At 66.1% G+C, this 12,254-nt stretch carries 13 protein-coding genes; 8 read left to right on the top strand and 5 right to left on the bottom strand.

Translation table 11 applies throughout. From position 1 onward, the window contains the following. Positions 1-78: 78 nt before the first annotated feature. The gene (ispB, locus tag A6M56_RS11755; RefSeq protein WP_102080286.1) at positions 79-1,008 is read right to left on the bottom strand and encodes an octaprenyl diphosphate synthase; all 930 of its coding nucleotides are present in this window, start codon (positions 1,006-1,008) and stop codon (positions 79-81) included. 318 nt (positions 1,009-1,326) lie between these two features. On the opposite strand from ispB, the gene rplU reads away from it, so the two are divergent. The 4 genes from rplU (at position 1,327) to proB (ending at position 4,354) form a co-directional block, all read left to right on the top strand. Continuing rightward, a complete protein-coding gene (gene rplU / locus A6M56_RS11750) occupies positions 1,327-1,638 on the top strand; it encodes a 50S ribosomal protein L21 (protein WP_004633023.1) in 312 nt (103 codons plus the stop codon). A 37-nt stretch (positions 1,639-1,675) separates the two neighbouring features. Continuing rightward, positions 1,676-1,936: a 50S ribosomal protein L27 gene (rpmA, locus tag A6M56_RS11745; RefSeq protein ID WP_009241587.1), complete on the top strand. Its 261-nt coding sequence runs from the start codon at positions 1,676-1,678 to the stop codon at positions 1,934-1,936. 164 nt (positions 1,937-2,100) lie between these two features. Continuing rightward, a complete protein-coding gene (gene obgE / locus A6M56_RS11740; protein WP_045785947.1) occupies positions 2,101-3,201 on the top strand; it encodes a GTPase ObgE in 1,101 nt (366 codons plus the stop codon). A gap of 28 nt (positions 3,202-3,229) precedes the next feature. Further along, the gene (proB, locus tag A6M56_RS11735; protein WP_180964244.1) at positions 3,230-4,354 is read left to right on the top strand and encodes a glutamate 5-kinase; all 1,125 of its coding nucleotides are present in this window, start codon (positions 3,230-3,232) and stop codon (positions 4,352-4,354) included. A 76-nt stretch (positions 4,355-4,430) separates the two neighbouring features. On the opposite strand, the gene A6M56_RS11730 is transcribed toward proB, so the two are convergent. Further along, on the bottom strand, positions 4,431-5,069 hold the full coding sequence (locus A6M56_RS11730; protein ID WP_045785948.1) for a CNP1-like family protein: 639 nt from the start codon (positions 5,067-5,069) through the stop codon (positions 4,431-4,433). Next, positions 5,066-5,776 (bottom strand): RNA pyrophosphohydrolase, encoded by a 711-nt coding sequence (locus A6M56_RS11725; RefSeq protein WP_045785949.1) that lies wholly within the window; start codon positions 5,774-5,776, stop codon positions 5,066-5,068. The genes A6M56_RS11730 and A6M56_RS11725 overlap by 4 nt, the downstream gene beginning before the upstream one ends. A 219-nt stretch (positions 5,777-5,995) precedes the next feature. Between A6M56_RS11725 and A6M56_RS11720 the strand changes: the two genes are divergently transcribed. The 4 genes from A6M56_RS11720 (at position 5,996) to A6M56_RS11705 (ending at position 10,010) form a co-directional block, all read left to right on the top strand. Continuing rightward, complete coding sequence (locus A6M56_RS11720; protein WP_045785950.1) at positions 5,996-7,720, top strand: proline--tRNA ligase; 1,725 nt, start codon at positions 5,996-5,998, stop codon at positions 7,718-7,720. A 13-nt stretch (positions 7,721-7,733) separates the two neighbouring features. After that, entirely contained in the window at positions 7,734-8,471 is a 738-nt protein-coding gene (locus A6M56_RS11715) for a lytic transglycosylase domain-containing protein (RefSeq protein WP_045785951.1), read from the top strand. Positions 8,472-8,534: 63 nt separating this feature from the next. Beyond that, a complete protein-coding gene (locus A6M56_RS11710) occupies positions 8,535-9,401 on the top strand; it encodes a 2OG-Fe(II) oxygenase (protein WP_045785952.1) in 867 nt (288 codons plus the stop codon). Between the two features lie 15 nt (positions 9,402-9,416). Then, complete coding sequence (locus tag A6M56_RS11705) at positions 9,417-10,010, top strand: MarC family protein (protein WP_045785953.1); 594 nt, start codon at positions 9,417-9,419, stop codon at positions 10,008-10,010. Between the two features lie 63 nt (positions 10,011-10,073). Here A6M56_RS11705 and A6M56_RS11700 read toward each other — a convergent pair whose 3' ends face one another. Both A6M56_RS11700 and ffh read right to left on the bottom strand, forming a co-directional pair. Continuing rightward, positions 10,074-10,622 carry a hypoxanthine-guanine phosphoribosyltransferase gene (locus tag A6M56_RS11700; protein ID WP_045785954.1) on the bottom strand — a complete coding sequence of 183 codons (549 nt, stop codon included), beginning with the start codon at positions 10,620-10,622 and terminating at the stop codon, positions 10,074-10,076. Between the two features lie 67 nt (positions 10,623-10,689). Then, the gene (gene ffh / locus A6M56_RS11695) at positions 10,690-12,105 is read right to left on the bottom strand and encodes a signal recognition particle protein (protein WP_062737993.1); all 1,416 of its coding nucleotides are present in this window, start codon (positions 12,103-12,105) and stop codon (positions 10,690-10,692) included. Positions 12,106-12,254: the final 149 nt, after the last annotated feature.

Below are 12,254 nucleotides of genomic sequence, written 5' to 3'. Positions count from 1 at the left end.
TCCGGCCTCTACGTCCCGAACGTAGCGCTCTACCAGGCTAAGCTACACCCCGATGCTTCTTCGCAGATCCCGTGCGCGTCAGGACTGACGTTGCAGCGAGAAAGCACACAAGTCTATCAGCGTCTGGCGGAAAAGGGAAGGGGGCAATGCGTTTGCTGCGGTTTCGGCTGCAGCGGCTTCACGTTCGGCGGCCTGGCGCGTGTAGTGGAGCGCGCCAGAAGCGTGGATGGCGCTGAAGATGGCGTCGAAATGTTCGGTGCCGCCCTGCTCGATGGCCTGGCGTACGAGTGTGCGCTGTTCTTCGGTGCCGTTGCGCAGCAGATGGATCAGCGGCAGCGTAGGCTTGCCCTCGCGCAGGTCGTCGCCCGCGTTCTTGCCCATCTGGTCGGCCGTGGCGGTGTAGTCGAGCAGGTCGTCGACGATCTGGAACGCGGTGCCGATGCGGCGGCCGTATTCCGCGGCGGCCTCTTCCGTGGCGGCATCCGCGCCAGAGAGCACCGCGCCGATCTGCGCGGCGGCCTCGAAGAGCTTGGCTGTCTTGTAGCGGATCACCTGCAGGTAGCGCTCTTCCGTGACGTCGGGGTCGTGCATGTTCAGCAGCTGCAAGACCTCGCCTTCGGAAATGATGTTTGTGGCGTCGGCCAGGATCTGCATGATGCGCATGCTGTCGGCCTGCACCATCATCTGGAAGGCGCGCGAATAGAGGAAGTCCCCCACCAGCACGCTCGCGGCGTTGCCAAACACGGCGTTGGCCGTCTTGCGGCCGCGGCGCAGGTCCGATTCGTCGACCACGTCGTCGTGCAGCAGCGTGGCGGTATGGATGAACTCGACCACCGCGGCCAGCTCGTGGTGATGTTCGCCCTTGTAGCCAAGCGCATTTGCGACGAGCAGCAGGATCACAGGACGCAGGCGCTTGCCGCCGGCGCTGATGATGTACTCGCCGATCTGGTTGATCAGCACGACCTCCGAGCCGAGGCGGCGGCGGATCACGGCGTCGACGGCGCGCATGTCTTCAGCGACGGGGGCGAGCAGGACGGAGGCGGAGGTCTGGGTCAAGGCGGGTTCCAGCGGGATGCGGTGGCGGATCGTCGGCATGCGCGCGGCGTGCGGCGCAAAAACCGCGAGATTATAGAGCAAGCAGGCGGTTTGGCCGGCATGCCGGCAAGCTGGGCGCGGCGTGGCAGGCCGTTGTGCGGGCGGCACGCTTTAGTCTTTGATTTGCTTGGGTTTTTCTTGTATAGTTGCGAGTTCTCTGTGTCCGTTGTCTGCGCAGGCGGGCTGCGAGTGGCACCAGAGTCACGTTTAGTTCTTTAACGAGGTCCGACAATGTACGCGGTCGTAAAAACCGGCGGCAAGCAATACAAGGTTGCTGCTGGCGAAAAACTGAAAGTAGAACAGATACCGGCGGACGTTGGCGCAGAAATCACGCTTGACCAGGTGCTCGCAGTGGGCGCCGGCGACCAACTCAAGGTTGGTGCGCCGCTGGTGAGCGGGGCTGCCGTCAAAGCCACCGTCATCTCCCACGGTCGTCACGACAAAGTGCACATCTTCAAGATGCGCCGTCGTAAGCACTATCAAAAGCGCCAAGGGCATCGTCAAAATTACACCGAGTTGCGTATCGACTCGATCGTGGCCTAAGGCCGCGTCGTCTACGTAACCGGATAGGAGTTCAGTCATGGCACAGAAAAAAGGCGGCGGTTCCACACGGAACGGCCGCGATTCCGAGTCGAAGCGCCTGGGCGTGAAGGTGTACGGCGGCCAAGCCATCAACGCTGGCGGCATCATCGTTCGCCAACGCGGCACCCGCACGCACGCTGGCGTGAACGTGGGCATGGGCAAGGACCACACCCTCTTCGCGCTGGTCGATGGCCACGTGAAGTTCGCCACCCGCGGCGAAGGCAAGAAGCAGTTCGTCGACGTTGTTCCGGCGGCCTGATCCAGCCTTGTAGTCAAAAGGCCCCGCACCCGTGCGGGGCTTTTTCGTTTCTGGCGCTAACAAAACGCGGCCGATGATGCCCGGCGGTACGATGTGGCCGGCGCGTTCTGTTAGCTCCATTTCCCTTACTGCCGTGCGCGTGTGCCGCACGGGCGGAGACCTCCATGAAGTTCATCGACGAAGCCCGGATTGAAGTGATCGCTGGTGACGGCGGCAACGGCAGCGCCTCGATGCGCCGCGAGAAATTCGTCCCGTTCGGGGGGCCGGACGGCGGTGACGGTGGACGCGGCGGCAGCGTGTGGGCGGTGGCCGACCGCAACATCAATACGCTGATCGACTACCGCTTTGCCAAGAAGCACCAGGCGCGCAACGGCGAGAACGGCCGTGGCTCGGACTGCTACGGTGCCGCGGGCGAGGACATCACCCTGCGCCTGCCCGTCGGTACGGTCATTTATGACGCCGATACCGACGAGCTGATCGCTGACCTCACGGTCGACGGGCAACGCCTGTGCCTGGCGCGCGGTGGCGAGGGCGGCTGGGGCAACATCCACTTCAAGTCGAGCACCAATCGCGCGCCGCGCCAGAAGACCGACGGCAAGCCGGGCGAGCGCCGCAACCTGCGTCTCGAACTGAAGGTGCTCGCCGATGTGGGGCTGCTCGGCATGCCCAATGCAGGCAAGTCCACGCTCATCACCGCCATCTCCAACGCGCGCCCGAAGATTGCCGATTACCCGTTCACGACGCTGCACCCGAACCTGGGCGTGGTGCGGACGGGTCCGTCGAAGTCCTTCGTGGTGGCGGACATCCCCGGGCTGATCGAAGGCGCGGCAGAAGGCGCCGGCCTGGGGCACCAGTTCCTGCGCCACCTGCAGCGCACGCGCTTGCTGCTTCACGTGGTCGACCTGGCGCCGTTCGACGAGAGCGTCGATCCGGTGGCCGAGGCCAAGGCCATCGTCGGCGAGTTGAAGAAGTACGATGCCGAGCTGTACGACAAGCCGCGCTGGCTGGTGCTGAACAAGCTCGACATGGTGCCCGAGGAAGAGCGTGAAGCGCGCGTGAAGGATTTCGTGAAGCGCTTCAAATGGAAAGGGCCGGTGCACCGCATCTCGGCGCTCACGCACGATGGCACGCAGGCGCTGGTCCACGCCATCCAGGAATACCTGGACGAACTGCGCGCCGAAGAAGACGCCGCCGCCGCCGCGCCCGACCTGCGCCTCGATCCGACGCTGCACAACGTCGATCACGACGGCGACACCAACGCATAAACACAACATTCTTCGGAGACACGCCACCATGGCCCTGCGTTCGCTGATTGCCGATGCGCGCCGCCTTGTCGTCAAGGTCGGTTCCAGTCTGGTCACCAATGACGGACGAGGCCTGGACCAGGCTGCCATCGCACGCTGGGCAGCGCAGATCGCAGCGTTGCGCGCGGCCGGCAAGGAAGTCGTGCTGGTCAGCTCCGGCGCGATTGCCGAAGGCATGCAGCGCCTGGGCTGGGCCAGGCGTCCGAAGGAGATCCACGAACTGCAGGCCGCTGCCGCCGTGGGGCAGATGGGCCTGGCGCAGGTGTACGAATCGGAGTTCGCGCGGCACGGCATCCGCACGGCGCAGGTGCTGCTCACGCATGGCGACCTGGCCGACCGCGAGCGCTACCTCAACGCGCGCTCCACGCTGCTCACGCTGCTGGGCCTGGGGGTCGTGCCCATCATCAACGAGAACGACACGGTCGTCACCGACGAAATCAAGTTCGGCGACAACGACACGCTTGGCGCGCTCGTCACCAACCTGATCGAAGGCGATGCGCTGATCATCCTGACCGACCAGCGCGGCCTCTATACCGCCGACCCGCGCAAGGATCCGAACGCCCGCTTCGTGGACGAGGCGCAGGCCGGTACGCCCGACCTGGAGCAGATGGCCGGCGGTGCCGGCACGAGCATCGGCAAGGGCGGCATGCTGACGAAGATTCTGGCGGCCAAGCGCGCGGCCAAGTCGGGCGCGCACACCATCATCGCCTCGGGTCGTGAAGAGAACGTGCTGGCGCGCCTGGCCAACGGCGAGGCCATCGGCACGCAGTTGCGCGCCCAGACGGGCCGCATGGCGGCGCGCAAGCAATGGATGATCGACCACCTGCAGCTGCGCGGACGCGTTGTCCTCGATGCCGGCGCGGTGGAAAAACTCACGGCGGGCGGCAAGTCACTGCTGCCGATCGGCGTGACCGAGGTGCAGGGTGAGTTCGCACGCGGGGAGGTGATCTCTTGCGTGGATGCGGCCGGGCGCGAAGTGGCGCGCGGGCTGACGAACTATTCGTCTGCCGAGGCGCGGCTGATTGCCCGCAAGGCTTCCTCCGAGATTGAAGCCGTGCTGGGTTATGTCAGCGCGGCCGAGCTCGTCCACCGGGACAACCTCGTGCTGCTCTGATCCCGCTCGGACGGGTCAAAACAACAAGGCCAACCTCGCAAGGGGTTGGCCTTTGTCTTTGGATGCGCGGTGTTGCTCAGGGCCCGTAATAGCGCCCGGACTGGCTCAGCCGCCGCACGAGCGTAGAGGCCCGACCGTCTCCCGCCACCGAGCGCACGTCGCAGAAGTACGTGCGCATGAGGGCCGAGGCGTAGTCGGTCGGCCCGCCGTTGCCCACGCGCTGCCAGTCGCCGGCGGCCTTGTAGGCGTTCATGCTGGCGGAGTCGGCGTTGGCGCTTTCGTTCATGTCGACGGCGCGATTGCCGACCCACTGGTTGGTGTCGTTGCGCAGCGTCGCGTAGATGCGGCGCTCGGCGGTGTCGCAGCGCAGGCCTTCGTAGTTGACGTTGCGCGCGCCGGTCCGGCTGGTGATCAGCACCGTGTAGCGCACCACGTTGTCCTTGCCGATGGACACCGATTTCGGATCGATCGCAAAGCGCAGCGGTGAATCGCTGCGGCCGCCGACCTCAAACGGCACCGCATCGCGGTCGACCGGCGGAGCGGGGAAGGTGACAGCGTCTTCCTTGAACGGCTTGTCATTGAACGGGTCCAGCAGCAGCCTGTCTTCGAGATCGCCAGTGCGGTTGTGGCCACATGCCGCCAACGCCAGCGCAGCCGCCAGCGCGAGCGGCACGAGAGCGCGTCGCGCTCCACGTGTCGTCGTCTTCAGAGTCACGAATTGTCCTTGGGAACCGTGTCGTCGGGGTTGGGAGAGGAGGAGGGGCCCGGCAGGGGCACGCTTACCGTTTCGACGATGACCGTGGTGGACGTGGCCGTCGTCAGCGCCGGTTGCGGGCGCTGTCCGCGTCCAGGTGGATCGCTGCGGCCTGCCTGGGCGCCGGGGCGCTCGCGGCCGTCGCGCTCGCGGTGCTGGCCCGTGCGCCCGTAGGGCGACAGCGGTGCACGGTTCTGCCGCTGCACGAAGCGCGACAGCTCCGACAGCGCCAGCTGGTACACCTCGCGCTTGAACTCGATGACGGCGTCCAGCGGCACCCAGTACTGGCTCCACCGCCAGGCATCGAACTCCGGATGCTCGGTGGCGCGCAGCTGGATGTCGCAGTCGCGACCGACCATGCGCAGCAGGAACCAGATCTGTTTCTGGCCCCGATAGTGGCCGCGGATCTCGCGGCGGATGAACTTGTCCGGCACCTCATACCGCAGCCAGTCGCGCGTGCGACCGACGATCCGGACGTGTTCCGGCAGCAGGCCAACTTCTTCGTGCAGTTCGCGGTACATCGCCTGTTCGGGCGTTTCGCCGTACTTGATGCCGCCTTGTGGAAACTGCCAGGAGTGCTCGCCAATGCGCTTGCCCCAGAACACCTCGTTTCTTGCGTTGATGAGGATGATGCCGACGTTCGGGCGGAAGCCTTCACGATCGAGCATGACTGCACCTCGAATACTTTAGAATTACGCCGATTATAGAGCGGCCCGTGGCCCGGCTGTCACCGAAGCCGAAATGTTGCCGCTCACTCGCGCCTCCTGGGGGAGGGCGCCGAGCACGCCAATGTGCGGCCGACGCCACGTCTCATCTCCTGATTCCGGTGGCTTTTGCCCTTGTTCTCGCGGCTTTGGTTCGCCGCGCCATCCCTTATTGTCAGTCGCATGAAAGCGTCCCAGTTCTTCATTTCCACTCTCAAGGAAGCGCCCGCCGACGCGGAGATCGTCTCGCACAAGCTGATGATGCGTGCCGGCATGATCAAGAAGCTCGGCGCGGGCCTCTATACGTATATGCCCGTGGGTCTGCGCGTGATCCGTAAGGTCGAGCAGATCGTGCGTGAGGAAATGAACGCCGCCGGCGCGGTGGAAGTGCTGATGCCGGTCGTGCAGCCGGGCGAGCTGTGGCAGGAGACTGGCCGCTGGGACAAGATGGGCGACGAGCTCCTGCGCTTCAAGGACCGCCACGAGCGCGACTTCGTCATCCAGCCGACCTCGGAAGAGGTGGTCACGGACATCGCCCGCACCGAGATCCGCTCGTACAAGCAGTTGCCGGTCAACTTCTACCAGATCCAGACCAAGTTCCGTGACGAGCGCCGTCCGCGCTTCGGCGTCATGCGTGGCCGCGAATTCACCATGAAGGACGCGTACTCCTTCGACCGCGACGCGGAAGGGCTCAAGGTCTCGTACCAGAAGATGTTCGACGCATACATGCGCATCTTCCGGCGTTTTGGCTTGGAGTTCCGCGCGGTGGCGGCCGACAACGGCGCCATCGGCGGTTCGGGCTCGCAGGAATTCCACGTGATTGCCGAGACGGGCGAAGACGCCATCGTGTACTGCCCGACGTCGGACTACGCCGCCAACGTCGAGGCCGCCGAGGCCGTGGCGCCGGCCACGCCCCGCGGTGCCGCCACGGAGGTGCTCACGAAGACCCACACGCCTGGCCGCGCCAAGTGCGAGGCGGTGGCCGAACAGCTGGGCATTCCGCTGTCGCGCACGGTCAAGTCGATCGTGCTGGCGACGGACGTGGATGGCGGCGAGCCGCAGATCTGGCTGCTGCTGTTGCGCGGCGATCACGAGCTCAACGAGGTGAAGGCATCGAAGGTGCCGGGCCTGGCCGATTTCCGCTTCGCCACCGAGGGCGAAATCCTGCGTGCATTCGGCACGCGTCCCGGTTACCTGGGCCCCATCGGCACCAAGCACCCGGTCAAGGTGGTGGCGGACCGCACCGTGGCGGTGATGAGCGACTTCGTCGTCGGTGCCAACGAAGAGGATTACCACTACACCGGTGCCAACTGGGGCCGCGACCTGCCCGAGCCGGAAGTCTACGACCTGCGCAACGTCGTGGAAGGCGACCCTTCGCCGGACGGCAAGGGCACGCTCTCCATCTGCCGCGGCATTGAAGTCGGCCACGTCTTCATGCTCGGCACCAAGTATTCGGAGGCGATGAACGCCACGTTCCTCGACGAGAACGGCAAGACCCAGCCCATGGTGATGGGCTGCTACGGCATCGGCATCACGCGGATCCTCGGCGCGGCCATCGAGCAGAACTACGATGCGCGCGGCATCATCTGGCCGGCGTCGATCGCGCCGTTCCAGGTCGTGATCTGTCCCGTGGGCTATGACCGCTCCGACGCCGTGCGCGCCGAGGCCGACCGCCTGCACGCAGAGTTGGTCGCCGCAGGCATCGACGTCATCCTGGATGACCGTGGCGAGCGCCCGGGCGCGATGTTCGCCGACTGGGAGCTGATCGGCGTGCCGTTCCGCGTCGTGGTGGGTGACCGCGGCCTCAAGGAAGGCAAGCTGGAATTCCAGGGCCGCCGCGATGAGGCCGCCACCGCCGTGGCGCCGGCCGATGTGCTGGCCACACTGAAGGCGCGTCTCGCGCAATAACGCACGCCACCGCATGTGCTGCCGCCTGCCCCGTCCGATTGCCGCCGCACTGTGTGCGGCCGTGCTGCTTGCAGGCGCGCAGGCGGCGTGGGCGGGCGCGCAGAAAGAGGAATACCTGGCGGACTCCGTGCGCAGTGCGCTGTCTGCCGCCGTGGCCGACAGCCGCCCGCTGCGCCCCGTGTTTGCCAGCAATGAGGAGCAGCTCGGCTACCTGCGCTGGCTGGCCGAGATGTCGGTGCGCCTGTCGAGCAAGATTCCGCAGGCGTCGGTACGCGTCGAGCTGATCGAGACGGCGTACTACGAGGCCAAGCGCGCGGGCCTGGACCCGGCGCTCGTACTCGGCCTGATCCAGGTGGAAAGCGGTTTCCGCAAGTACGCCATCAGCAGCGCCGGCGCGATGGGCCTGATGCAGGTGATGCCGTTCTGGACGCGTTCCATCGGCGACAAGGACGTCCGCAAGCTCTTCCACCTGCAGAGCAACCTGCGCTACGGCTGCACGATCCTGCGGCATTACCTCGACATGGAAGGCGGCAACCTGTACCTGGCGCTGGGCCGCTACAACGGCAGCCGGGGCCAGCCGCAATATCCGAATGCGGTGCTGGCGGCGTGGAAGCGCTGGCAGTACGAGGAGTCGAGCGCCATGACGGTATCCGCGCCGGTTCCGGCCGAACGTGGCCGGCGTGCAAAGGCCGCGCCGGAGGCACCCGCGCGCAACCCGTTCTCGCCGCTGCGGATCGCCGGCGGTTCGTGATCGTCCTCTAGCGGGCGGTCGGCCTACAATAGGGCCATCTTTCCCGCTCGCTGCATCCTGCGCATGTCTACGACCCAACCGTACGCGACGATGTCCGACGCGCTGCACGACTGGCTGCAGCGTCACGTGGACGAAGGCTTCGAGGCAGAGCCGCTGGTGGCCTCGATGGTGCAATCCGGCTATGACGGCGCCTTCGCACGGCGCGTGGTCGAGGAGGCGCTTGCCCGTCGCGCGCCGGCTCCTTCCGGGGCGCCCGTACCCGTCCCTGCCGTGGAGGCGCCGGATGAGAACAGCAATGCCGTCCGCACGGCCGACGGCGATATTCCGATCCTCTTCGCCATCGAAACGCCGCGCATCGTGCTGTTCCAGCACTTCCTCTCGGACGACGAGTGCGACCAGCTGATCGCCATCGGGCGGAATCGGCTCAAGCGTTCACCGGTGGTGAACCCCGAGACCGGCGAGGAAAACCTGATCGCCGCGCGCACCAGTGAGGGTGCGATGTTCCAGGTGGGCGAGCACCCGCTCATCGCCCGGATCGAGGCGCGGATCGCGCAGGCCGTGGGCGTACCGGTCGAGCACGGCGAGGGCTTCCAGGTGCTGCACTATGAGCCGGGCGGCGAATATCAGCCGCACTTCGATTTCTTCAATCCGGGCCGCACCGGCGAGGCGCGCCAGCTCGAGGTCGGCGGCCAGCGCGTGGCCACCATGGTCATCTACCTGAACAGCGTGCAGGCCGGCGGCGCGACGGGCTTTCCGAAGCTCGGGCTGGAGGTGGCGCCAGTCAAGGGCAACGCGGTCTTCTTCGTCTACAAGCGGCCCGATGGCACGCTCGATGAAGACACGCTGCATGCCGGCCTGCCGGTCGAGCGCGGCGAAAAGTGGATCGCCACCAAGTGGTTGCGCGAACGCCCGTACCGCCGCAGTGCCTGAGCGACGGTCGGGCGCATGGAATACACGTTCCTCTCGGCGACGATTCTGCTGGTGCTGATCACCGATCCGCTCGGCAACATTCCCATCTTCATCTCTGCGCTCCGGCCGGTGCCGGTGGAGCGGCGCAACCGCGTGGTGCTGCGCGAGGTCGGCATCGCGTTTGCGCTGCTGCTCGTCTTCATGTTCTTCGGCGAGGGCTTTCTGCGCATGATGAGCCTGACCGACATGTCGCTGCAGATCGCGGGCGGCATCGTGCTGTTCCTGATCGCGCTGCGCATGATCTTTCCGCGCGAAGGCGCCGCCGATGCGCAGCCGACCACCGAGCCCTTCATCGTGCCGCTGGCGATTCCCGCCATCGCTGGGCCGTCGGCGATGGCCACGGTGATGCTGCTGGTGTCGCAGGCGCCGGGTCGCATGTGGACATGGGTCGGCTCGCTATGCGCGACGATGGCCGTGTGCGCGGTGGTGTTGCTGAGCGCCACGCACATCCAGCGACTGGTGGGCGAGCGTACCGTGATGGCCTTCGAGCGGCTGATGGGACTGATCCTGGTGGCGATCTCGGTCGAGATGCTGCTCAAGGGCATCCGCATCTTCGCCCAACAGCTTTGAGCGCGGCGCCGGCAACAAAAAGGGCGACTCGGTGGTCGCCCATTTTTTTGCCCGCGCGCTACGTCAGGTGTTCTTGAGCGCGCGGATGCTCGGCAGGTTGCGCCAGTAGCCCTTGGCGTCCATGCCGCAGCCGAACACGTACCGGTCCGGCACGGAAAAACCGCAGAAATCGGGGTACAGCGGCTTGTCCTTGGCGAGCTTCTTCTCGCACAGCACGGCGGAGTAGAACTCGGCGGCGCCCATGTCGATGATGCGCGAGCGGATGGCGGCCATCGTTTCGCCTTCGTCGAGGATGTCGTCGAGCACCAGCACCGTGCGGCCCTTGACCGACTCGCGCGGCGCGACGCGCCATTGCATCTCGCCGCCCACCGTCTGGTTGTTGTAGCGCGAGAGGTGGATGTAGTCGAACTCCAGAGGGAAGGTCAGCTTGGGCAGCAGCATGCCGGTAAAGACGGCCGCGCCTCCCATGACGGAGAGCACCATCGGGAAGGTGTCGCCGATCTTCTCGGTGATCTCTTCGGCCATGCGGTCCAGCGAGCCGCGCACGGCCTCTTCGCTGACGATTTCTTCGGAGTTCGCCCAGAGTTCGCGGGCCTGTTCTGCGCTCAGCATCGTGTCAGTGGGGGAAAACGGTTCGGTTCAAATCGGTCAGGGGGTTCGAGGCGACAGGGTAGCCGCCTCAGCGGCCGCCGAACAAGCCCTTCATGCCGCCTTTCATGCCGCCCATGGCGCGCATCATCTTCATCATGCCGCCGCCCTTGAGCTTCTTCATCATGCCTTGCATCTGCTCGAACTGGTTGAGCAGGCGGTTGACTTCCTGCACCTGCACGCCCGCACCGGCGGCAATGCGGCGCTTGCGGCTCGCCTTGATCAGCTCCGGCTTGGCGCGCTCGGCCGGCGTCATGCTGTTGATGATGCCTTCCATGCGGCGGACCTGCTTTTCGGCCTGGTCCATGTTGGCGCCCTGCGCCTGCTGCGCCATCTGCGCCGGGAGCTTGTCGATCAGGCTGCCCAGGCCGCCCATCTTCTTCATCTGGCCGATCTGGGCCTTGAAGTCTTCCAGGTCGAAGCCGCCGGTCTTCTTGATCTTGGCCGCGAGCTTCTGCGCCTCCTCCATGTCGACACCGCGCTGCGCCTCTTCGACCAGCGCGAGGATGTCGCCCATGCCCAGGATGCGCTGGGCCATGCGGTCGGGGTAGAACGGCTCCAGCCCGTCGAGCTTCTCGGCCACGCCGACGAACTTGATCGGCTTGCCCGTGATGTGACGCACCGACAGCGCCGCGCCGCCGCGTGCATCGCCGTCGAGCTTGGTGAGCACCACGCCCGTGAGCGGCAGGGTGTCGTTGAACGCCTTGGCGGTGTTGACGGCATCCTGGCCGAGCATCGCGTCGACCACGAACAGCGTTTCGGCCGGCTTGAGCGTGGCGTGCAGCGCGGCGATCTCCTGCATCATCGCCTCGTCAATGCCAAGGCGGCCGGCCGTGTCGACGATCAGCACGTCGTGGTAGTGCTTCTTGGCCCAGTCCACTGCGGCGGCGGCAATGTCCACCGGCTTCTGGTCGGGCTGCGAGGGGAAGAAGTCGGCGCCGACCTGCTCCGAGACGGTCTTCAGCTGCGCGATGGCGGCGGGGCGGTACACGTCGCACGACACCGTCAGCACTTTCTTCTTCTTGTTCTCTTTGAGCCACTTGGCCAGCTTGCCGACGGTGGTGGTCTTGCCGGCACCCTGCAGGCCGGCCATCAGGATGATCGCGGGCGGCGTGACGTTGAGGTTCAACTCCGCCGCACGGCCGCCGAGGACGTTGTTGCCGACGCCTTCGAGCGCTTCCTGGCCGCCGATGATGGCGGTCAGCTCACGCTGCACGATGCCGACCAGCGCCTGCCCCGGCGAGAGGCTCGTGATGACTTCCTCGCCGAGCGCCTTTTCCTTGACGCGGGCAATGAACTCGCGCACGACCGGCAGCGCCACGTCGGCCTCGAGCAGCGCCAGGCGGACTTCGCGCAGCATCTCGGCGGTATTGGCTTCGGTGAGGCGCGCTTCGCCGCGCATGGTCTTGACCACGCGCGCGAGCCGTTGGGTCAGGTTATCCAGCATGACAGTGACAGGAATCCGGAATGGGGGACAGCGTTGGGGAAGAAGCGGCCGGCGCGGGCTTGCGTCGCGCCGGCTCGAATGGGGTTATTGCCAGCATGTTGCGTCGCCGCCCGGTGGGGGCCTCGGCGGGGCGGGCCCCGGCCAAAACC

It is taken from the genome of Ralstonia sp. RL (assembly GCF_001683835.1).
GTDB classification, from domain to species: domain Bacteria; phylum Pseudomonadota; class Gammaproteobacteria; order Burkholderiales; family Burkholderiaceae; genus Ralstonia; species Ralstonia mannitolilytica.
This window is presented reverse-complemented; position numbering and strand designations above follow the sequence as displayed.